Raw genomic sequence first — 19,913 nt, forward strand, 5'->3', positions numbered from 1 at the left:
CGCTAATCAGACCTACAACAAGAGGCGGCCATGAGCAAAAGCGTGCATCACCGTGCCTGTCATCTGTGCGAAGCCATCTGCGGCCTGACCCTGGAAGTGGCCCATGAGCCTGGGCAGGCGCCGCGCATCACGTCGATCAAGGGCGATGCGCTGGACACCTTCAGCCGTGGCCATATCTGTCCCAAGGCCGTTGCGTTGCAGGACATCCAGAACGATCCGGACCGCCTGCGTACTCCCATGCGCCGCATCGGCGAGCAATGGCAGGCCATCGGCTGGGACGAGGCGTTCGCGCTGGCCGCCCGGAAGCTCTGGGCCCTGCAGCAGCGCCATGGTCAGAACGCGGTGGCGGTGTACCAGGGCAACCCCAGCGTGCACAACTACGGCCTGATGACCCACAGCAACTATTTCCTGGGCCTGCTCAAGACGCGCAACCGCTTTTCCGCGACCTCGGTCGACCAGTTGCCGCAGCACCTGACCAGCTACCTGATGTACGGCCATGGCCTGCTGTTGCCGATTGCGGACATCGACCATACCGACTTCATGCTGATTCTGGGCGGCAACCCCTTGGCTTCCAACGGCAGCATCATGACTGTGCCCGATGTCGAAAAGCGCCTCAAGGCCCTGCAGGCACGGGGCGGCAAGCTGGTGGTGGTCGACCCGCGGCGCAGCGAGACCGCGGCCATGGCCGACCGACACCTGTTCGTGCGCCCAGGCACTGATGCGGCGCTGCTGTGCGGGCTGCTCAACACCCTGTTCGAGGAAGGCCTGAGCCGTACCACGCACCTGCCGGTGGCCGGGCTGGACGCGGTGCGCGAGGCAATCGCGCCGTTCACAGCCGAAGCCATGGGCCCGCGCTGTGGCATCGAGGCCGCGCAGATCCGCCAGTTGGCCCGTGACTTCGCCGCCGCCGACAAGGCCGTGTGCTATGGGCGCATGGGCATCTCGACCCAGGCTTTCGGCACCCTGTGCCATTGGCTGGTGCAGATGATCAACCTGGTCAGTGGCAATCTGGATCGGGTCGGCGGCGCCTTGTGCACCCAGCCGGCAGTGGACCTAGTGGCCAGTACCAGCGGCGGGCATTTCAACGCCTGGCAGAGCCGTGTGTCGGGCCTGCCCGAGTACGCAGGCGAGCTGCCGGTGGCGGCACTGGCCGAAGAGATGCTGTGCGAGGGCGAAGGGCAGGTGCGTGCACTCGTCACCGTGGCCGGCAACCCGGTGCTCTCCACGCCCAATGGACGGCAGCTGGAGCAGGCGCTGCAAGGGCTGGAGTTCATGCTCAGCATCGACCTGTACATCAACGAGACCACGCGCCATGCCGACCTGATCCTGCCGTCCACCTCGGCGCTGGAGAACGATCACTACGACACCACCTTCAACCTGCTGGCGGTGCGCAACGTCAGCCGCTTCAACCGGGCGATCCTGCCCAAGCCCGAAGGCGCGCTGCACGACTGGGAGATCTTCGTCGGCCTGGCCAAGGCCTTCGCGGCACTGGCCGACAAGCCGCTCAAACCGACCCTGACACCCGCGCAGATGATCGACCTGGGCTTGCGCGGCGGGCCCCATGGCCAGGGCAGCGCGTTCGACCTGTCGCTGCACACCCTCGAGCGCTATCCCCACGGTATCGACCTGGGGCCGTTGCAGCCCAACCTCGGTGCACGGCTGAAAACTGCCAGCCAGTGTGTCGAGGCCGCGCCCGCGGTGATCCTGGCCGACCTTCAGCGCTTCGCCGCGCAAGCTTTGCCCCACGCCACGCAACTGGTGCTGATCGGGCGTCGGCATGTGCGCAGCAACAACTCCTGGATGCACAACTACCATCGCCTGGTGAAGGGCAAGCCGCGCCACCAGCTGCTGATGCATCCCGACGACCTGGCCGGCCGGCAGTTGCAGGACGGCCAGCGGGTGCGTGTCAGCTCGCGCGTGGGCAGCATCGAGGTGGAGGTGCTCGCCAGCACCGATATGATGCCCGGCGTGGTCAGCCTGCCACACGGCTTCGGCCATGGGCGGCCAGGCATGCGCCTGGGCATCGCTCAGGCGCAAGCAGGGGCCAGTGCCAACGATCTGACCGACGAGCGTCAGCGCGACGCGGTATCGGGCAATGCGGCGCTCAACGGGGTGGTGGTAGAGGTGGTTGCGGCCTGATATCGGCAAGGCCGAGCGTCACGCTCGGCTTTCCGATACAATGCGTCACCGTGCCGACAACCAGGTCGGAAAGTTCAGCCGCGAGGTGCTTCATGGATATTATCGAAACAATCAAAGAGCAGATTGCCAACAACACCATTCTGCTTTACATGAAAGGCTCGCCGAATGCCCCGCAGTGCGGCTTTTCGGCCAAGGCGGCGCAAGCCGTGATGGGTTGTGGCGAGAAGTTCGCTTACGTGGATATCCTGCAGAACCCGGAAATCCGCGCCAACCTGCCCAAGTACGCCAACTGGCCGACCTTCCCGCAACTGTGGGTGGGCGGTGAGCTGGTCGGCGGCAGCGATATCATGGCCGAGATGTTTGCCAACGGCGAGCTGCAGACCCTGATCAAGGACGCCGCTGCCAAGGCCGAGGCGGCCAAGGCCTGAATCCGGTTTTGCACTGAAGAGCCCCGCATCTGCGGGGCTTTTTTGTGCCTGCCTGGGCCCGGTGGCCGGCAAGGCCGGTTACCCCAGGCGAAAAAAAGCCCCGCACAGGCGGGGCTTTGGTTGCAGCCGGTTGGGCGTGATTACTCGCCCATCTGCGACTGCAGGTAGTTTTCCAGGCTGACCTTGTCGATCAGGCTCAACTGGGTTTCCAGCCAGTCGATATGCTCTTCCTCGGCCTCGAGGATGTCCTCGAGCAGTTCGCGGCTGCCGAAGTCGCCCACGGTCTCGCAATGCGCAATCGCCGCCTTCAGGTCGATCAGGCCTTTCTGCTCCAGGCGCAGGTCGCACTCGAGCATTTCCTTGGTGTGTTCGCCAATCAGCAGCTTGCCCAGGTCCTGGACGTTGGGAATACCTTCTAGAAACAGAATGCGCTTGATCAGTTTGTCAGCGTGTTTCATCTCGTCGATGGATTCTTTGTATTCGTGCTTGCCGAGTTTTTCCAGACCCCAGTCTTCGTACATGCGCGCATGCAGGAAGTATTGGTTGATTGCGACCAGCTCGTTTCCGAGGATCTTGTTGAGATGCTGGATGACGCTAACGTCGCCTTTCATGATGGGGTCCTGCCCTGCGTAAGTGTGTCGATAAGCACGAGTCTGAGCCCGACAACTTCCAGTGTCAAACCTAAGTTATTGAATAATAAATGAAAATTAATCGGAATAAGAATGTTTGTGTTCCGCGTTTTAAGCCTAACTACTTGAATTGCAGGCATAAAAAAACCGGACACGAGGTCCGGTTCTTCAAATTCGCTGTTTTCAGGCTGCGGTAAATTCTACCGGATAAGGCAGGGCGGCCTGGCTGACCTGCAGTTTGGTCAGGGTTTCACGTACCACTTCCTTGGCCAGGCAGGCACATTTGCCGCACTGGGTGCCCACGTTGGTGGCGGCACGGACTTCCTTGTAGCTGCAGCATCCTTCGTAAATCGCATCGCGGATCTGTCCGTCGGTAACACCAACACAAAGACACACATACATAAGGGAGACCATCGCTGGTAAAGGCTTGATGTCGGGGAGCTTAATGCTAATGAGAATGCTTGTCAAAGTACCTTGTGCAGAGGCCCGTTCCAGAGCGACCGGCGGTCAGTCTGGCAGTGGGCTGGCATTCGCTCGGCGCACGGCGTCGGTCGGTGTATGATGGGCAGTTCTTGTGTCATGCCAGCGGACCTGCGGGTCGGCTGCGCAAACCATTCAATACCATCAGGAGATATCGAATGAGCGTGCTCGTAGGCAAAAACGCCCCGGACTTCACCGTACCTGCAGTACTGGGCAACGGCGAGATCGTCGACAGCTTCAACCTGGCTTCGGCTATCAAGGGCAAGTACGGCCTGGTGTTCTTCTACCCACTGGACTTCACCTTCGTCTGCCCGTCCGAGCTGATCGCCCTGGATCACCGCATGGACGACTTCAAGGCGCGCAACGTTGAAGTGATCGCCGTTTCGATCGACTCGCACTTCACCCACAACGCCTGGCGCAACACCCCGATCAACGCCGGCGGTATCGGCCCGGTCAAATACATCATGGCTGCCGACCTCAAGCACGAAATCGCCCAGGCCTACGACGTCGAGTCCGAAGGCGGCGTGGCCTTCCGTGGCGCGTTCCTGATCGACGACAAGGGTGTTGTCCGTTCGCAGATCGTCAACGACCTGCCGCTGGGCCGCAACATGGAAGAGCTGATCCGTCTGGTCGACGCGCTGCAATTCCACGAAGAGCACGGCGAAGTCTGCCCTGCCAACTGGAAAAAAGGCGACAAGGGCATGACCGCTTCGCCAGAAGGCGTTGCTGCCTACCTGAGCGAGAATGCTGGCAAGCTGTAAGCGCCACGCATGAAAAAACCGGCCCTGGTGGCCGGTTTTTTTATGCCTGTTCGCCAGCAAGGCTGGCTCCTGCGTCGCGTAGCGTCTGCAGGCGCCGGCCGGCGAAGCGGTCAGTCGCGAAAGTCCTGCCAGCCGCCCATTTCCTTCCAGCGATTGACGATGCCGCAGAACAGCTCGGCCGTCTTCTCGGTGTCGTAGCGCGCCGAGTGTGCCTCCCGCCCGTCAAAGTCGATGTCGGCACTCTGGCAGGCCCGCGCCAGCACGGTCTGACCATAGGCCAGGCCAGCCAGGGTGGCGGTGTCGAAGCTGGAGAACGGGTGGAAGGGGTTGCGCTTCATGTCGTGGCGCGCCACGGCCGCGTTGAGGAAGCCCAGGTCGAAACTGCTGTTGTGCCCCACCAGGATCGCGCGCTTGCAGCCATTGGCCTTGAGGGCCTTGCGCACGCCGCGGAAGATGTCGGTCAGCGCCGACTCTTCGCTGACCGCCATGCGCAGCGGGTGATCGAGCTTGATGCCGGTGAAGTCCAGGGCCGCCTGTTCGATGTTGGCGCCCTCGAAGGGTTCGACGCGGAAGAAATAGGTGTGCTCCGGGAACAGGAAGCCCTTTTCGTCCATGCCGATGGTGACTGCGGCTATTTCCAGCAGTGCATCGGTGGCGCAGTTGAAACCACCGGTTTCAACATCCACCACCACCGGCAGGTAGCCGCGAAAGCGCTCTGCCATCGGATGGCGCGAACCGCCGCCTTGACCTTCCTGGTCGTCTTCGTAATCGTCGCTCACACAGTCTCCTCCAGCAGGCGCCAGCGCAGTTGCTCACCGGCGCGCAGCGGGATGACAGTCTGCTCGCCGAATGGCAGGCTGCCTGGGGCGGTCCAGCTTTCGCGGACCAGGGTAATGTGGTCGGTGTTCGCCGGCAGGCCGTAGAACGCCGGGCCATGCAGGCTGGCGAAACCTTCCAGCTTGTCCAGCGCGTTGCGCTGTTCGAACGCCTCGGCGTACAGCTCGATGGCGGCGAACGCGGTGTAGCAGCCGGCACAGCCGCAGGCGGCTTCCTTGGCATGCTGGGCGTGGGGCGCCGAATCGGTGCCGAGGAAGAACTTGCTGCTGCCGCTGGTGGCTGCGTCGAGCAGAGCCACCTGGTGGGTGTTGCGCTTGAGGATCGGCAGGCAGTAGAAGTGCGGGCGAATACCGCCCACCAGCATGTGGTTGCGGTTGTACAGCAGGTGCTGGGCGGTGATGGTCGCGCCGACGTTGGCCGGGGCCTCGTTGACGAACTGCACGGCTTCGGCAGTGGTGATGTGCTCGAACACCACTTTGAGCGTGGGGAAGCGCTCGACCACACGGCGCAGGTGCTCGTCGATGAACAGCTTCTCGCGATCGAACACGTCGATCTCGGGGCGGGTCACTTCGCCGTGCACCAGAAGTGGCATGCCCACCTCGGCCATGGCTTCGAGCACCGGGAAAATCTTGTCGACGCTGGTCACGCCGGAGTCCGAGTTGGTGGTCGCGCCGGCCGGGTACATCTTGGCGGCATGCACGAATCCGCTGGCCTTGGCCGCGCGAATGTCCTCGGGCTGGGTGCGGTCGGTGAGGTACAGCACCATCAGCGGTTCGAAGCGGCTGCCGGCAGGGCGGGCGGCCAGGATGCGCTGGCGATAGGCGTCGGCTTCGGCAGTGTTGCGTACCGGCGGTACCAGGTTGGGCATGATGATGGCGCGGGCAAAGGTGCGCGCCACGTCGCCGACGGTATGGGGCAATACAGCGCCATCGCGAAGATGGATGTGCCAGTCGTCGGGACGCAGGAGGGTCAGGCGGTCGGACATTGGGGATTCCAGGCGGTTCGAACTCCCGGTGAATGCTACCGGAAAAGCCCGATCCGAGCACTCGCTATCAAGTTTTGCGCAGGGCGTCCGATAGCTTGCAGGTATGCCGTAAGAAATTTGTGGAGCCGCCCGTGCGCCAGCGTTACCTAGCCCTGCTCAGTATGTTTGCCAGCCTGCCGGCCGTGGCACTCACCTTCCAGACTCGCGTGGAGAACGTCGAGTGGAAGGTCGAGGGCGATCAGTTCGAATGCCGGCTGATCCAGCCGATCGCCGATTTCGGCAGCGGCGAGTTCGTGCGCCGCGCGGGCGAGCAGGCCACCTTCCAGCTGCGCTCCACCAGCAATGTGCTGGGCGCCGGCTCCGCGACCCTGCTGGCCGCCGCCGCACCGTGGCAGCCCGGGCGTGGCGACATCAACCTGGGCGCGGTGCGCATGGCGCGCAGCGGCGTGCTGTTCAACAGCTCCCAGGGCCAGGCCAGCCGGCTCATCAATGGCCTGCTGGACGGGCGCAGCACCGTGGTGCGCAACTACACCGGCGAAGCCGGGCGCAGCATGGAAGTGCGCGTGCTGCCGGTGAAGTTCAACCGTGCCTACGGTGACTACCAGGCCTGTGCGGCCAAGCTGCTGCCGATGAACTATGACCAGGTGCGCCAGGCACGCGTGGGCTTTCCGGGCGGCGGTATCGATCTGGATGCCGATGCACGTGCCCGCCTGGACGTGATCATCGACTTCCTCAAGGCCGACCCCACGGTCAACCACATCGAGCTCGATGGCCACTCCGACAACAGCGGCAACCGCCTGACCAACCGTGACCTCTCGCGTCGCCGCGCTCTGGCGGTGCAGGACTACCTCAAGGCCCATGGCATCCCCGAAGAGCAGATCACCGTGCGCTTTCATGGCGAGCGCTATCCGCTGGCGGCCAATACCAATGCCGCCAATCGGGCACGCAACCGCCGGGTGAACATCCAGCTCGACCGCGTCACCCCGGTCGAGAAGCCCGCAGAGGTTGCCCCGCACAAGCCTGCCGAACCGGCAGCGACCCCGCCTGCGCCGGCACCCACGCAGACGCCGGCCGCCCAGGCAGGCAAACCCGCCGCCTGATTCGACGGTGCGACCGCCGGTCGCGCCGACGACAATTTCTGTCGCTTTGTCGTCACAAGCTGTCGCCCCACTGTAAATTCTGCGGTAAGGCCGGTAGAATCACCGGCTTTCCGTACAACCCGTGGAGTGATGGCATGGCGGACGTAAAAAAGGTCGTACTGGCGTATTCCGGCGGCCTTGATACTTCGGTGATTCTCAAGTGGCTGCAAGATACCTACAACTGTGAAGTGGTGACGTTCACCGCCGATCTGGGGCAGGGCGAGGAGGTCGAACCGGCCCGCGCCAAGGCTCAGGCCATGGGTGTCAAAGAGATCTACATCGATGACCTGCGAGAAGAATTCGTCCGCGATTTCGTGTTCCCGATGTTCCGCGCCAACACCGTCTACGAAGGCGAGTACCTGCTGGGTACTTCCATCGCACGTCCGCTGATCGCCAAGCGTCTGATCGAGATCGCCAACGAAACCGGCGCCGACGCCATTTCCCATGGCGCCACCGGCAAGGGCAACGACCAGGTGCGTTTCGAGCTGGGTGCCTACGCGCTCAAGCCAGGCGTCAAGGTCATCGCCCCATGGCGCGAGTGGGACCTGCTCTCGCGCGAGAAGCTGATGGACTACGCCGAAAAGCACGGTATCCCGATCGAGCGTCACGGCAAGAAGAAGTCGCCGTACTCGATGGACGCCAACCTGCTGCACATCTCCTACGAGGGCGGCGTGCTGGAGGATACCTGGACCGAGCACGAAGAAGACATGTGGCGCTGGACCAAGTCGCCAGAAAACGCCCCTGACGTTCCGACCTACCTGGAACTGACCTACCGCAACGGCGACGTCGTGGCGCTGGACGGCGTCGAGATGACTCCGGCCACCGTCCTGGCCACCCTGAACCGCATCGGCGGCGAGAACGGCATCGGTCGCCTGGACATCGTCGAGAACCGCTATGTGGGCATGAAGTCCCGTGGCTGCTACGAAACCCCGGGCGGCACCATCATGCTGCGCGCGCACCGTGCGATCGAGTCCATCACCCTGGACCGCGAAGTGGCTCACCTCAAGGATGAGCTGATGGCCAAGTACGCCAGCCTGATCTACACCGGCTACTGGTGGAGCCCTGAGCGTCTGATGCTGCAACAGATGATCGATGCTTCGCAGTTGAACGTGAACGGTGTGGTTCGCCTGAAGCTGTACAAGGGCAACGTGATCGTCACCGGTCGCAAGTCTGACGATTCGCTGTTCGATGCCAACATCGCCACCTTCGAAGAAGACGGCGGCGCCTACAACCAGGCCGACGCGGCGGGCTTCATCAAGCTCAACGCACTGCGCCTGCGCATTGCCGCGAACAAGGGCCGCTCACTGGTGTGAGGGGCGCTTGAACGAAAGGAACCCGGCCTGAGGCCGGGTTTTTTTATGCCTTCATTGCGGTAGCTCGGCGCCCAGGGCATGGGTGGTCAGTGTGGTCTGCGTGCCGGTTTCAAGGTTGTGGATGACCAGCGTGCCCAGCCTGGGCTGTTGCGTGATGGCCTGAGTGACAAGGTATTCGATCAGCGATTTGCTTTGTGCACCGGAAATGACGATGGTCGAGATAGCGGGTGCCATGGCGTCGCAACCCAGGGGTGGGGCTTGTGTGGTCAATTGTGCAAAGGCAGAACGGGCAGGCGGCAGGTGACTTTCACGTTGTTCTGAAGTTGACCAGTCTTTGGGTTCATCCTGAACTTCAGGCGTGTCCTCGTTGTACTCCGGGCAATACAGCGTCTTGCTGTTGAAGTTGAGCGTCAGGAAAAACAGGATTGTCAGAAAGGGTGGAAAGCCCACCAGAAACCACGTGTAGATACCCTGGCTGTCTTCGCCAAGAAAGGGCAGTGAGGCCAACGCAGAGGCTTCGATGATACCCGCGAAAATAGCAATGATCGTCAGTGGGCTTTTCGGTTCGACGTTGCTCATGTACGTGCCTGCTGCTCGGCGTGAGCGCTGTTTCGTGGGCGCAAGGGTCAGGGTTCGCATTGTTTTTGGAACCACTATGCGGCCTGGGTACTTCGGTGTTCAGGGGGTTATGGATCGTCCTCAGGAAATACTTCGGTGCAACTTCGACGCGATAAAACGCCGTGACAGGATTGATACCCGGGTTAGTCAAATATCACGGATATTTCCTGCGTGCGGGCGAGCGTTGTCATATGGAACGTGGCGAGAGTGCGGTGTTAGTGTTTGTTCGCACTGCATGCACGCCTCGAACGACCCAATGATTGTTTCTGCTTAACGCCTGCTATCAGGAAGTTTTGTAGGAATAATCTTCTATTTAGGTAGGTCTGGTCTTGTCGTGCAACTGTCAAGGAAGCTGCAATGCACTATGCCGGTTGACTAGGCTATTGTGCGGGCTCAAAAAATCGAACAGCGAAAATTGGATTTTGCCCATGAATAAAGTGCTGATCGTGGATGATCATCCGGTCATTCGCCTGGCTGTACGCATGCTGATGGAGCGGCATGGCTATGAAGTTGTCGCAGAGACCGACAACGGAGTGGACGCGCTGCAGCTGGTCAAGAAACACCTGCCCGATATCGTGATACTGGATATCGGCATGCCCAAGCTCGATGGGCTGGAGGTCATCGCAAGGTTGACCTCCAATGACGTGAACATAAAGGTACTGGTGCTGACCTCACAGGCACCTGGGCATTTTTCGATGCGGTGCATGCAGGCGGGCGCCGCGGGTTATGTCTGCAAGCAGCAGGACCTTACCGAGCTGCTCAGCGCCATCAAGGCGGTCCTCTCCGGTTACAGCTACTTCCCCAACCAGGCCCTGCACTCGGTGCGTTCGAACCTTGGCGGTTCCAGCGAAGCGGATATGGTCGAACGTCTGTCGGGGCGGGAGATGATGGTGCTGCAGCAACTGGCACGCGGCAAGACCAACAAGGAGATTGCCGACGGCATGTTTCTGAGCAACAAGACGGTGAGTACCTACAAGACGCGCCTGTTGCTCAAGCTCAATGCGCGCTCCCTGGTGGACCTTATCGAACTGGCCCAGCGTAACGGCCTGGTGTGAACCAGACCTTGCCAGGGCGACTGCCTGGCCCCTGCATGCGCTAGAGACGGCCCGCCCGCGACCTGAAGTGGGCCGTCAAAGATCGAAGTCGTAATCGGCCAACTGCTTTTGCAGGCGGCGTTCTTCCAGCATGTTGTCGATGGTGCGACGCTTGCTGAGGTTGGTCTTCGCCGTTTCGGGCGGGCTTTCCGTTTCCTGTTCGTCTGCCGTGTCCGGCTCGACGTCGATATCCAGCTCTTCGTTATCGGTGCTCATAAGTCACTCCATGCCAAGAGGGCTATTGGCGCACCTTATAGCGATATTTTCAGAGCCGGTAAAAAAGATTTTTTCAATCGTGCGCAACCGATTCAACTATTTGTTCAATCGTCGGAGGTTTTTTGCGGGTACTCGCAAAGGTCCTCGATACGGCAGCTTCCACAGCGTGGCTTGCGCGCCTGGCATACATAGCGCCCATGCAGTATCAGCCAATGGTGCGCATCCAGCAGATAGTCCTTGGGCACAAACTTCATCAATGCCTTTTCCACCTCCAGCACCGTCTTGCCGGGGGCGATACGGGTGCGGTTGCTGACCCGGAAGATATGCGTGTCCACCGCCATGGTCGGCTGGCGAAATGCGGTGTTGAGCACCACGTTGGCCGTCTTTCTGCCCACCCCGGGCAACGCTTCGAGGGCTTCGCGGGTTTGCGGCACTTCGCCGCCGTGGCGCTCGATCAGCAGGCGACAGGTTTCGATGACGTTCTTGGCCTTGCTGTTGTACAGGCCGATGGTCTTGATGTAGCTGGACAACCCTTCAACGCCCAGGTCGTAGATGGCCTGGGGCGTGTTGGCCACCGGGTACAGGCGTGCAGTGGCCTTGTTGACCCCCACGTCGGTGGATTGCGCCGAGAGGATGACCGCGATCAGCAGTTCGAAGGGGGTGGTGTAGGCCAGCTCGGTCTTCGGGTCCGGGTTGTCTTCGTGCAGCCTGCGAAAGATTTCCAGGCGTTTGGCAGCATTCATGGGCTCAGAGGCTTCCTTGACGGCTAGAGGGGGCCGGCTTGCGCCGCACCCGGTTGAAAATGGCCAGTAGCAGGCCCAGCAGGATCAGTGCGCCCGGGGTCAGTTGGGCCAGGCGCAGCCCGGCAGAGCCCAGCAGTTCGCGGCACAGGCCCAGCAGCAGGTGCACTGTACACAAGCCGATGACCACCAGCAGGCCTTGCGCGACGCCGCGATGGCGCTCGAAGCACTGTTCCAGCAGCACGCATTGCAGTGCGATCAGCGCCGGGTAGATGCCCAGTTGCGCGTGAACCTCCAGGGCCCAGGCGCGCAGGCTCAGCTCCAGGCAGGTCACCAGCATCGCCGCCAGCAGCACGCTGACCAGCGTGGTCTGCAGCCCTTGCAGCAGCGGGCGCAAGGGCGTCATGCACAACCGGTGCAGGCACAGGCTCAACAGGCTGAACAACGCCACCGCTGCGGCCTGGGCCAGGGTCTGGCTGGCGCCCAGCATCGGGGCCAGGCTGAGGATGAGCAGGCTGCGGCTATTCATGTTCACCGGTACCCAGCAGATAGAGGGAGTGTTCGTCGAAGTAGCGCAGGGCATCGTGCACCGCCTGGATCACTGCGCGGGAGGTCACGCTGGCGCCGGCCAGCTGGTCGAACTGGCCGGCATCGCGCTTGAGGGCCCAGGCCGGATCGGGGGTGTCCGCCAGCGTGCGGCCCTCGAACCCGCGTAGCCAGGTGTTGCCCGGTTCACTCAACTTGCCGCCAAGCCCTGGCGTTTCCTGGTGCTGCAGCACCCGGGTGGCCAGCAGGCGGCCGTGGCTGTCGATGGCGATCAGCAGGTCCAATGGCCCCGCATAGCCCTGAACCCGGCTGTGCAGCACCACGGCGCTGGGCTGGCCGAGCAGGGTCGCGCGGTAGCCGGCCAGCAGGGTGCTATGGGCCAGGGTCGGTGCTGGCAGTGCGAGGGGGCGTTGCAGCGGCTGGTTGTCGTAGCGCTCTGCCGGCAGCACGCTCAGCAGGCTCCTGGCCTTGAGCTGCAGTTCAGCCTGGCTGATACGCGCGGCGTTCAACTGCGCCCAGCCAATGGCGCAGCCGATGGCCAGGCACGCCACGGCCGCCACCAGCAGCACTGCACGCGCCCGGGGGGTCATGCCGGCTGCCCTTGGAGCCGCACGGCCCAGCGTTCGAGCGCCGGCACGCACAGGTTCATCAGCAGCACGGCGAACGCGCTGCCGTCGGGGTAGCTGCCCCAGGTACGGATCAGATAGACCAGCACGCCCACCCCGGCGCCGAACAGCAGGCGTGCGCTGGCCGCCCTGGGGCCGCTGACCGGTTCGGTGACGATGAAGAACGCGACGAACAGGCTGGAGCCGGCCAGCAGGTGAAACAGCGGCGAGCCATTGGAGTCGGAGCCCGAGCCGTTCCAGCCCAGCAGGCTCATGATGAACAGGCTGCCCAGCATGGCCACCGGGGCATGCCAGCTGAACACCTTGCGCTGCAGCAACAACAGGCCACCGGCCAGGAAGGCCAGGGCGACCCACTCGCTGCCCGCGCCGGCGAATCGGCCGAAGGCCGGGTGCTGGCCGAACAGTTCGTCGATGGTCAGGCTCTGGTTGTGGCGCACCACATCCAGTACCGTCGCCTGGGCCCAGGCGTCGGGTCGGACGGCCAAGCCGAACACCGCTTCGAGGCTGGTGCCCAGGTCCAGCGGTTGCGGCCCGGGCCACTGGGTCATCTGGGCCGGAAAGCTGACCAGGGCCACGGCATAGCCGAGCATGGCCGGGTTGAACGGATTCTTGCCAAGCCCGCCGTACACATGCTTGCCCAGGGCCAGGGCGCTTGCGCTGGCAATCACCGGCACCCACCAGGCGAGGTAGGCGGGCAGGGCGATGGCCAGCAGCGTGGCGCTGACCAGGGCACTGCCGTCGCCCAGTGCAGCACGCACCGGGCGGCGCTGGGCGCGCAGCAACACCGCTTCGGTCGCCAGCGCCGCGGTGGTGGTCAGCAGCAGGTTGAGCAGGGTGCCCCAACCGTGCAGCCAGGTCAGTGCCAGCAAGCCGGGCAGGCACGCCAGCAGCACCAGGTGCAGGCTGGCGCGCAGGCGTTCGCCCGGGTCAGGCGCGGGCAGCATCGCTTACCGCCAGCAGTGATTCCAGGTGAGCCTGGGCCTGTTGTTGCGCTTGCTGCAGGTCAGCCAGTTGCGCTTGCTGCGCCGGGCTTGGCGAGTCGCCAAAGGCTGTGCGCGCCTTGGTCAGCTGGGCGCGACTCATGGCCGCGGCAATCTTGGCCTTTTTCAGCGCCGCATCGGCGGCTGCAGCCTTTTGCGCCTGCACCCGCGCAATCGCGGCCTTGATCGGGTCGTCGGCCGGCACCGCAGCCGCCGCGTTCTGGGCGGGCCGCTGGCTGCGCGCGATGCGTTCGGCCTGCTTGCGCGCCTCTTCGCGTTGCAGGCGCTGGGCACGCTGCTCGAAGCGATGGCGTGCATGGCTGCGCCGGGCGGCGCGGGCGAGCTGCTGTGGCCGGGTGTGCGCCAGGCCGCCGACGATCGGCACGATGGGGCTGTCGGCAGGCAGTGGCAGCAGGTCGATGCAGTCGACCGGGCAAGGCGCCACGCACAGGTCGCAGCCGGTGCATTCGGCGCTGATGACCGTGTGCATCAGCTTGGCGGCGCCGACGATGGCGTCCACCGGGCAGGCCTGGATGCATTTGGTGCAACCGATACATTCGGCCTCGCGAATGAAGGCGACCTGGGCGGGCGCACTGCCGCGGTCGGTATCCAGGGCAATCACCGGCACCTGCAGCAGTGCGGCCAGTGCGGCAATGGTCTCGCTGCCGCCGGGTGGGCACTTGTTGATCGCCTCGCCCGCCGCCAGCCCCTGGGCGTAAGGCTGGCAGCCGGCATGACCGCACTTGCCGCATTGGGTCTGGGGCAGCAGGGCGTCGATGCGTTGAATCAGGCTCATGAGGTGAACAGTCCGTTGAAACCGAGAAAGGCCAGGGCCATGATCCCTGCGCCGATCAGCTCGATGGGCAGGCCGCGCAAGGCCACGGGGGCCGCGTCGCTGCGTTGGCGCAGGTCGTCGAACAGGCACAGCGCCAGCCAGAAGCCCAGGCCGCCGCCCAGGCTCAGGGCCAGGGTGGCGAACGGGTCGAGCGTGGCATCGCTGGCTTGCAGGGCAAGGCCCAGGACGGCGGCATTGCCCAGCAGCAAGGGTTTGAGGCCGGTGAACGGCCAGTGTGGCAGTTGGCGTTGCAACCGGTTCAGCACCGGCGCTGCCAGCAGAACGCACAGCGGCAGGAACACGAACAGGCGCAGGTACTCCAGTTGCAGCGGGCGCAACCCGTAGCGGTAAAGCAACTGCCCCGGTACGACCGCCAGCACCATCAGCACCAGCGTCGCCAACCCCAGTGCGTGCACCCGGCGACGTGACGCCGGCTCGACGGGCTGCAGCAGCGGGTCGAGCGCGAGGGCCTGGTGCAACACGAGGTTGTTGACCAGCGCAGCGCTGATAAGGGTAAGGAGCAGTTCGGTCATGGGCGCGCCACAGGCAAGAGGCTGTGCGCCATTATCCGGCAATCACGGTGCAATGAGAACGCCCCGGCCGGTCAGGGTCGGGGCGTGGCACTTACTTGATGCGCTGACCCGGCTTGGCGCCGCTGTCAGGGCTGAGCAGGTAGATCTCCTCGCCGCCAGGGCCTGCGGCCATGACCATCCCCTCGCTCACGCCAAAGCGCATTTTGCGTGGCTTGAGGTTGGCGATCATCATGGTCAGACGACCTTCCAGCTTGCTCGGGTCCGGGTAGGCGGACTTGATGCCGGAGAACACGTTGCGCTGCTCGTCACCGATGTCCAGGGTCAGTCGCAGCAGCTTGTCGGCCCCTTCCACGGCTTCGGCCTTGAGAATCAGCGCTACCCGCAGGTCGACGGCGGCAAAGGTGTCGAAGTCGATCTCAGCCGCCAATGGGTCCTTGGTCAGTTCGCCGTTGCCGGTGACCACGCTGGTCTGGCTGGCGGCCAGGTCCTGCTTGGAAGCGTCGACCATGGCTTGCACCTTGACCGGGTCGATGCGGGTCATCAATGCCTTGAACGGGTTCAGCTGGTGGTTCTCGAGACGGCTCTGGTGGTCGTTCCAGGTCAGCGGCGCGACGTTCAGGAACGCCTCGGCATCGCTGGCCAGTTGCGGCAGCACCGGCTTGAGGAAGATCACCAGCTGGCGGAACAGGTTGATGCCCTGGGCGCACACGGCCTGCACTTCGTCCTGCTTGCCTTCCTGCTTGGCCAGCGACCACGGGGCCTTGTCGGCGATCCAGGCGTTGGCGCGGTCGGCCAGGCCCATGATTTCGCGCATCGCACGGGCGAAGTCGCGGCCTTCGTAGGCGTCGGCGATACCCGGTGCCGCAGCCAGGAAGGCCTCGGTCAGCTCCGGTGCGGCGTCGCCGGCCACCATCACGCCGCCGTTACCCTTGTGGATGAACCCTGCGCAGCGGCTGGCGATGTTGACCACCTTGCCGATCAGGTCCGAGTTGACCTTCTGCACGAAGTCTTCCAGGTTCAGGTCCAGGTCATCCACGCCACGGCCCAGCTTGGCCGCGTAGTAGTAGCGCAGGTATTCCGGCGACAGGTGGTCGAGGTAGGTGCGCGCCTTGATGAAGGTGCCACGGGACTTGGACATCTTCTGGCCGTTGACCGTCAGGTAGCCGTGCACGTTGATTGCGGTCGGCTTGCGGTAGCCGGCGCCTTCGAGCATGGCCGGCCAGAACAGCGCGTGGAAGTTGACGATGTCCTTGCCGATGAAGTGGTACAGCTCGGCGCTGGAGTCTTTTTTCCAGTAGGCGTCGAAGTCCAGTTCCGGCGTGCGGTCGCACAGGTTCTTGAAGCTGGCCATGTAGCCGATCGGCGCGTCCAGCCACACATAGAAGTACTTGCCCGGCTCGCCCGGGATCTCGAAGCCGAAGTACGGCGCATCACGGGAGATGTCCCATTCCTGCAGGCCGGAATCCAGCCATTCGGCCAACTTGTTGGCCACGGCGTCCTGCAGTGTGCCGCTGCGGGTCCACTGCTGCAGCATGGCCTGGAAGTCGGGCAGCTTGAAGAAGAAGTGCTGGGAGTCCCTGAGCACCGGGGTGGCGCCGGAGATCGCCGACTTGGGGTTCTTCAGTTCGGTCGGCGCGTAGGTGGCGCCGCATTTTTCGCAGTTGTCGCCATACTGGTCGTCGGCCGCGCATTTGGGGCAGGTGCCCTTGATGAAGCGGTCGGCCAGGAACATCTGCTTGTCGGGGTCGAAATACTGGGTGACCGAGCGCGTGGCGATATGCCCGGCGTCACGCAGTTTCAGGTAGATCTGGCTCGACAGCTCGCGGTTTTCGTCGGCGTGGGTCGAATGGTAGTTGTCGAACTCCACCAGAAAGTCGGCAAAGTCGCCGCAGTGCTCGGCCTGCACGTTCGCGATCAGTTGCTCGGGGGTAATGCCTTCTTTCTCGGCGCGCAGCATGATCGCCGAACCGTGCGCGTCGTCGGCGCACACGTAGGTGCACTGGTTGCCGCGGTACTTCTGGAAGCGCACCCACATGTCTGTCTGAACGTACTCGAGCATGTGGCCAAGGTGGATCGACCCGTTGGCATAGGGCAGGGCGCTGGTGACGAGAATCTGGCGTGGCTCGGACATGGGGGCTCGGCTACTTTCGGCTACAGGGTATGAACGGTGATCGGCCACTATAAAACGATGGGAAATATATTTCACCCCATGGACGTATCTGCCGTTGTTTCACGGGTTAGCATAGCGACCTGTTTCATTCAGTCTTTTATCGGGAGTCTCCATGAGCGCCGTCACTCGCGCAGCGGTTGAAACCGTCCTTCGCCAATACACCGACCCTTACCTGAACCAGGACCCGGTCAGCGCCGGGTGTGTGCGCAGCATCGATATCCAGGGCGACCGGGTCAGCGTGGCCCTGGAGCTGGGCTATGCCGCCGGCCTGTTCAAGAACGGCTGGGCCCAGGTGCTGCAGACCGCCGTCGAGGGGATCGAGGGCGTGGCCTCGGCACAGGTCGAGATCACCTGTGTGATCGCCGCGCACAAGGCCCAGGCGCAGATTCCGGGCCTGGCCAACGTCAAGAACATCGTGGCCGTGGCCTCGGGCAAGGGCGGTGTGGGCAAGTCCACCACCGCCGCCAACCTGGCCCTGGCCCTGGCCCGTGAAGGGGCGCGGGTGGGTATCCTGGATGCCGACATCTATGGCCCCAGCCAGGGCGTGATGTTCGGTATCGCCGAAGGGACCCGGCCGCAGATCCGCGACCAGAAGTGGTTCGTGCCGTTGCGTGCGCATGGCGTGGAAGTCATGTCGATGGCGTTTCTCACTGACGACAACACGCCGATGGTATGGCGTGGCCCGATGGTCTCCGGTGCGTTGCTGCAACTGGTGACCCAGACCGCCTGGGACAACCTCGACTACCTGGTGATCGACATGCCGCCGGGTACCGGCGACATCCAGCTGACCCTGGCGCAGAAGGTGCCGGTGGCCGGTTCGGTGATCGTGACCACGCCGCAGGACCTTGCGCTGCTGGACGCGAAAAAGGGTGTGGAGATGTTCCGCAAGGTGAATATCCCGGTGCTGGGCGTGGTCGAGAACATGGCCGTGCATATCTGCTCGAGCTGCGGGCATGCCGAGCACCTGTTCGGTGAAGGTGGTGGCGAGAAGCTGGCGGCGCAGTACGGTGTTGAGCTGCTGGCTTCGCTGCCCCTGTCGATGCTGATTCGCGAGCAGGCCGACAGCGGCAAGCCGACTGCGATTGCCGAGCCTGAAAGCCAGATTGCCATGGTGTACCAGGAACTGGCACGGCAGGTGGGGGCGCGCATCGTGCTGCAGGAAGCGGCGGCGCCGGCGATGCCCAATATCACCATCAGCGAAGACTGAGTCGATACCCTCGCCTGTGTAGGAGCCGGCGTTGCCGGCGAAGGGCCCACTGCATCACCAGGCAGGTACTGCGGTGTTGCCTTCGCCGGCAACGCCGGCTCCTACGGGCAGCCCCACCGGCAAGGCAAAAAAAAGCCCCGCCGGTGAGGGCAGGGCTTTTTTCAAGCAGTGAAGCGCAAGTTAGATAACTTGTACTTCTTCAGCTTGCATGCCTTTCTGGCCGCGGGTAGCGACGAAAGAGACCTGCTGGCCTTCTTTCAGGCTTTTGAAGCCGTCAGCTTGAATGGCTTTGAAGTGTACGAACAGGTCGTCACCGGATTGTGGGGTGATGAAGCCGAAGCCTTTTTCATCGTTGAACCACTTAACGGTACCGGTTTGGCGATTGGACATGGTCTGTCTCCTTGGACAAAGTTAATTACGGCTCAGGAAACGCCCTGGCCGAGACTGAGTGCAAAGAGGCAGAAAATTCATGAAGATGGGTTGATCGAGATCTTGCATCAGGTAGAGATTCTCAGTGACACGTGCAGCACAGTGGCGTCACCATAACCCTTTTTCCAGAACGTGCCAATGGTCTTGTTCAGCTTTCGTGCAATTCAAGACTGACGGCGCCGCGATACCCCGCGCAGGCCCCGTATGACGCGGATCTTGCCGCCAACACCGCACGGAACTTTGAACCCGGCGCCGGGCCCGGTAAGATGCCCCACAGAATTTCTTCACCACGCTATTTCAGGACACCCGCCATGAGCATCAAATCGGACAAGTGGATTCGCCGCATGGCGCAGGAACACGGCATGATCGAGCCCTTCGTCGAGCGTCAGGTACGCGGCGAAAGCGACAACCGGCTGATCTCTTTCGGCGTCTCCAGCTACGGCTACGACGTGCGCTGCGCCGACGAGTTCAAGGTGTTCACCAACATCAATTCGGCCACCGTCGATCCGAAAAACTTCGACGCCGGCAGCTTCGTCGACGTCAAGAGCGACGTGTGCATCATCCCGCCCAACTCCTTCGCCCTGGCGCGCACCGTCGAGTACTTCCGCATCCCGCGCAACGTGCTGACCATCTGCCTGGGCAAGAGCACCTATGCCCGTTGCGGCATCATCGTCAACGTCACCCCGCTCGAGCCGGAGTGGGAAGGCCACGTGACCCTGGAGTTCTCCAACACCACCACCCTGCCGGCCAAGATCTACGCCAACGAAGGCGTGGCGCAGATGCTGTTCCTGGAGTCCGACGAAGAGTGCGAAGTGTCCTATAAGGACCGCGGCGGCAAGTACCAGGGCCAGCGCGGTGTGACCCTGCCGCGCACCTGAGCCGACGAAGCGAGGGAATTACTCGCCGGCAAGGCACTCCAAGCAGATGAACCGTCCCGGCACGCCAGGAGGCGTGTCGGACTTCGCTCAGGAGCCGCCTATGAAACTCGACCCTTCAATCAGCGCCAAACTTGCCGTGCTGCAGCCCAATCAGATCGGGCTGGTGGCCTGGTCATTGCTTGCGCAGCCGCCACTGATGCAGGCCGGTGGCGTCCCCGGCCAGCCTGGCCCGGACACCCCGTCGCCGGCGCAGCCAGGCGATAACCCGCCGATGGAACCGGGTGAACCCACACTCCCTGATGAACCGCCACCGGCACCGGTTGCCTGAGC

General features: G+C 63.2%; 22 protein-coding genes and 1 pseudogene. 9 read left to right on the plus strand and 14 right to left on the minus strand.

What is annotated here, in order from left to right:
* Positions 1-30 precede the first annotated feature (30 nt).
* Both FW760_RS09805 and grxD read left to right on the plus strand, forming a co-directional pair.
* A complete protein-coding gene (locus tag FW760_RS09805) occupies positions 31-2,139 on the plus strand; it encodes a molybdopterin oxidoreductase family protein (protein ID WP_446443760.1) in 2,109 nt (702 codons plus the stop codon).
* 92 nt (positions 2,140-2,231) lie between these two features.
* Entirely contained in the window at positions 2,232-2,567 is a 336-nt protein-coding gene (grxD, locus tag FW760_RS09810; protein WP_038999109.1) for a Grx4 family monothiol glutaredoxin, read from the plus strand.
* A 140-nt stretch (positions 2,568-2,707) separates the two neighbouring features.
* Here grxD and bfr read toward each other — a convergent pair whose 3' ends face one another.
* Entirely contained in the window at positions 2,708-3,178 is a 471-nt protein-coding gene (gene bfr, locus FW760_RS09815) for a bacterioferritin (protein WP_043861977.1), read from the minus strand.
* Between the two features lie 201 nt (positions 3,179-3,379).
* A complete protein-coding gene (locus tag FW760_RS09820; protein ID WP_043861976.1) occupies positions 3,380-3,598 on the minus strand; it encodes a bacterioferritin-associated ferredoxin in 219 nt (72 codons plus the stop codon).
* Between the two features lie 236 nt (positions 3,599-3,834).
* Between FW760_RS09820 and FW760_RS09825 the strand changes: the two genes are divergently transcribed.
* Complete coding sequence (locus FW760_RS09825) at positions 3,835-4,437, plus strand: peroxiredoxin (protein WP_043861975.1); 603 nt, start codon at positions 3,835-3,837, stop codon at positions 4,435-4,437.
* A 110-nt stretch (positions 4,438-4,547) separates the two neighbouring features.
* On the opposite strand, the gene rnt is transcribed toward FW760_RS09825, so the two are convergent.
* Positions 4,548-5,159, minus strand: a complete 612-nt coding sequence (gene rnt / locus FW760_RS09830) for a ribonuclease T (protein ID WP_173925077.1) — start codon at positions 5,157-5,159, stop codon at positions 4,548-4,550.
* Positions 5,160-5,212: 53 nt separating this feature from the next.
* Complete coding sequence (gene pyrC / locus FW760_RS09835) at positions 5,213-6,259, minus strand: dihydroorotase (RefSeq protein WP_043861973.1); 1,047 nt, start codon at positions 6,257-6,259, stop codon at positions 5,213-5,215.
* A 131-nt stretch (positions 6,260-6,390) separates the two neighbouring features.
* On the opposite strand from pyrC, the gene FW760_RS09840 reads away from it, so the two are divergent.
* On the plus strand, positions 6,391-7,359 hold the full coding sequence (locus tag FW760_RS09840) for a flagellar protein MotY (RefSeq protein ID WP_043861972.1): 969 nt from the start codon (positions 6,391-6,393) through the stop codon (positions 7,357-7,359).
* Between the two features lie 134 nt (positions 7,360-7,493).
* Positions 7,494-8,711: an argininosuccinate synthase gene (locus FW760_RS09845; protein WP_043861971.1), complete on the plus strand. Its 1,218-nt coding sequence runs from the start codon at positions 7,494-7,496 to the stop codon at positions 8,709-8,711.
* 51 nt (positions 8,712-8,762) lie between these two features.
* Here the strand turns inward: FW760_RS09845 and FW760_RS09850 are convergent, their stop codons facing one another.
* Positions 8,763-9,290, minus strand: a complete 528-nt coding sequence (locus tag FW760_RS09850; protein WP_275728370.1) for a hypothetical protein — start codon at positions 9,288-9,290, stop codon at positions 8,763-8,765.
* 467 nt (positions 9,291-9,757) lie between these two features.
* Here FW760_RS09850 and FW760_RS09855 point away from each other — a divergent pair, with 467 nt between their 5' ends.
* Positions 9,758-10,384 carry a response regulator transcription factor gene (locus FW760_RS09855; protein ID WP_043861969.1) on the plus strand — a complete coding sequence of 209 codons (627 nt, stop codon included), beginning with the start codon at positions 9,758-9,760 and terminating at the stop codon, positions 10,382-10,384.
* 75 nt (positions 10,385-10,459) lie between these two features.
* Here the strand turns inward: FW760_RS09855 and FW760_RS09860 are convergent, their stop codons facing one another.
* The 8 genes and pseudogenes from FW760_RS09860 to metG form a co-directional block, all read right to left on the minus strand.
* A complete protein-coding gene (locus tag FW760_RS09860) occupies positions 10,460-10,639 on the minus strand; it encodes a PA3496 family putative envelope integrity protein (RefSeq protein WP_043861968.1) in 180 nt (59 codons plus the stop codon).
* A 104-nt stretch (positions 10,640-10,743) separates the two neighbouring features.
* Positions 10,744-11,382, minus strand: coding sequence for an endonuclease III (nth, locus tag FW760_RS09865; protein ID WP_043861967.1), 639 nt, complete (start codon positions 11,380-11,382; stop codon positions 10,744-10,746).
* A gap of 4 nt (positions 11,383-11,386) precedes the next feature.
* Positions 11,387-11,908, minus strand: a complete 522-nt coding sequence (locus FW760_RS09870; protein WP_236176556.1) for an Rnf-Nqr domain containing protein — start codon at positions 11,906-11,908, stop codon at positions 11,387-11,389.
* Complete coding sequence (locus tag FW760_RS09875) at positions 11,901-12,515, minus strand: RnfABCDGE type electron transport complex subunit G (RefSeq protein ID WP_116052168.1); 615 nt, start codon at positions 12,513-12,515, stop codon at positions 11,901-11,903. Before FW760_RS09875 ends, FW760_RS09870 begins: the two co-directional genes overlap by 8 nt.
* Positions 12,512-13,495 carry an RnfABCDGE type electron transport complex subunit D gene (locus tag FW760_RS09880; RefSeq protein WP_446443761.1) on the minus strand — a complete coding sequence of 328 codons (984 nt, stop codon included), beginning with the start codon at positions 13,493-13,495 and terminating at the stop codon, positions 12,512-12,514. Before FW760_RS09880 ends, FW760_RS09875 begins: the two co-directional genes overlap by 4 nt.
* A 16-nt stretch (positions 13,496-13,511) precedes the next feature.
* A pseudogene (locus FW760_RS09885) lies at positions 13,512-14,327 on the minus strand (RnfABCDGE type electron transport complex subunit B); the annotation flags it as partial.
* Positions 14,324-14,899: an Rnf-Nqr domain containing protein gene (locus FW760_RS09890; protein ID WP_043861962.1), complete on the minus strand. Its 576-nt coding sequence runs from the start codon at positions 14,897-14,899 to the stop codon at positions 14,324-14,326. The gene FW760_RS09890 and the pseudogene FW760_RS09885, both read right to left, overlap by 4 nt.
* A gap of 91 nt (positions 14,900-14,990) precedes the next feature.
* Positions 14,991-17,030 (minus strand): methionine--tRNA ligase, encoded by a 2,040-nt coding sequence (gene metG, locus FW760_RS09895; RefSeq protein WP_078480568.1) that lies wholly within the window; start codon positions 17,028-17,030, stop codon positions 14,991-14,993.
* Positions 17,031-17,181: 151 nt separating this feature from the next.
* Between metG and apbC the strand changes: the two genes are divergently transcribed.
* On the plus strand, positions 17,182-18,276 hold the full coding sequence (gene apbC / locus FW760_RS09900) for an iron-sulfur cluster carrier protein ApbC (protein ID WP_446443762.1): 1,095 nt from the start codon (positions 17,182-17,184) through the stop codon (positions 18,274-18,276).
* A gap of 180 nt (positions 18,277-18,456) precedes the next feature.
* On the opposite strand, the gene FW760_RS09905 is transcribed toward apbC, so the two are convergent.
* The gene (locus FW760_RS09905) at positions 18,457-18,666 is read right to left on the minus strand and encodes a cold-shock protein (protein WP_008365925.1); all 210 of its coding nucleotides are present in this window, start codon (positions 18,664-18,666) and stop codon (positions 18,457-18,459) included.
* A 350-nt stretch (positions 18,667-19,016) separates the two neighbouring features.
* On the opposite strand from FW760_RS09905, the gene dcd reads away from it, so the two are divergent.
* Positions 19,017-19,583: a dCTP deaminase gene (dcd, locus tag FW760_RS09910; protein WP_028943496.1), complete on the plus strand. Its 567-nt coding sequence runs from the start codon at positions 19,017-19,019 to the stop codon at positions 19,581-19,583.
* 100 nt (positions 19,584-19,683) lie between these two features.
* Positions 19,684-19,911 carry a hypothetical protein gene (locus FW760_RS09915; protein WP_043861959.1) on the plus strand — a complete coding sequence of 76 codons (228 nt, stop codon included), beginning with the start codon at positions 19,684-19,686 and terminating at the stop codon, positions 19,909-19,911.
* Positions 19,912-19,913: the final 2 nt, after the last annotated feature.

The organism is Pseudomonas sp. 1176_21 (assembly GCF_052850635.1).

Bases quoted from the DNA above. Each gene is read 5' to 3' on its own strand.
- FW760_RS09805 (WP_446443760.1), top strand. From the start codon at position 31: ATGAGCAAAAGCGTGCATCACCGTGCCTGTCATCTGTGCGAAGCCATC.
- grxD (WP_038999109.1), top strand. From the start codon at position 2,232: ATGGATATTATCGAAACAATCAAAGAGCAGATTGCCAACAACACCATT.
- bfr (WP_043861977.1), bottom strand. From the start codon at position 3,178: ATGAAAGGCGACGTTAGCGTCATCCAGCATCTCAACAAGATCCTCGGA.
- FW760_RS09820 (WP_043861976.1), bottom strand. From the start codon at position 3,598: ATGTATGTGTGTCTTTGTGTTGGTGTTACCGACGGACAGATCCGCGAT.
- FW760_RS09825 (WP_043861975.1), top strand. From the start codon at position 3,835: ATGAGCGTGCTCGTAGGCAAAAACGCCCCGGACTTCACCGTACCTGCA.
- rnt (WP_173925077.1), bottom strand. From the start codon at position 5,159: ATGGCAGAGCGCTTTCGCGGCTACCTGCCGGTGGTGGTGGATGTTGAA.
- pyrC (WP_043861973.1), bottom strand. From the start codon at position 6,259: ATGTCCGACCGCCTGACCCTCCTGCGTCCCGACGACTGGCACATCCAT.
- FW760_RS09845 (WP_043861971.1), top strand. From the start codon at position 7,494: ATGGCGGACGTAAAAAAGGTCGTACTGGCGTATTCCGGCGGCCTTGAT.
- FW760_RS09850 (WP_275728370.1), bottom strand. From the start codon at position 9,290: ATGAGCAACGTCGAACCGAAAAGCCCACTGACGATCATTGCTATTTTC.
- FW760_RS09855 (WP_043861969.1), top strand. From the start codon at position 9,758: ATGAATAAAGTGCTGATCGTGGATGATCATCCGGTCATTCGCCTGGCT.
- FW760_RS09860 (WP_043861968.1), bottom strand. From the start codon at position 10,639: ATGAGCACCGATAACGAAGAGCTGGATATCGACGTCGAGCCGGACACG.
- nth (WP_043861967.1), bottom strand. From the start codon at position 11,382: ATGAATGCTGCCAAACGCCTGGAAATCTTTCGCAGGCTGCACGAAGAC.
- FW760_RS09870 (WP_236176556.1), bottom strand. From the start codon at position 11,908: ATGAATAGCCGCAGCCTGCTCATCCTCAGCCTGGCCCCGATGCTGGGC.
- FW760_RS09875 (WP_116052168.1), bottom strand. From the start codon at position 12,515: ATGACCCCCCGGGCGCGTGCAGTGCTGCTGGTGGCGGCCGTGGCGTGC.
- FW760_RS09880 (WP_446443761.1), bottom strand. From the start codon at position 13,495: ATGCTGCCCGCGCCTGACCCGGGCGAACGCCTGCGCGCCAGCCTGCAC.
- FW760_RS09890 (WP_043861962.1), bottom strand. From the start codon at position 14,899: ATGACCGAACTGCTCCTTACCCTTATCAGCGCTGCGCTGGTCAACAAC.
- metG (WP_078480568.1), bottom strand. From the start codon at position 17,030: ATGTCCGAGCCACGCCAGATTCTCGTCACCAGCGCCCTGCCCTATGCC.
- apbC (WP_446443762.1), top strand. From the start codon at position 17,182: ATGAGCGCCGTCACTCGCGCAGCGGTTGAAACCGTCCTTCGCCAATAC.
- FW760_RS09905 (WP_008365925.1), bottom strand. From the start codon at position 18,666: ATGTCCAATCGCCAAACCGGTACCGTTAAGTGGTTCAACGATGAAAAA.
- dcd (WP_028943496.1), top strand. From the start codon at position 19,017: ATGAGCATCAAATCGGACAAGTGGATTCGCCGCATGGCGCAGGAACAC.
- FW760_RS09915 (WP_043861959.1), top strand. From the start codon at position 19,684: ATGAAACTCGACCCTTCAATCAGCGCCAAACTTGCCGTGCTGCAGCCC.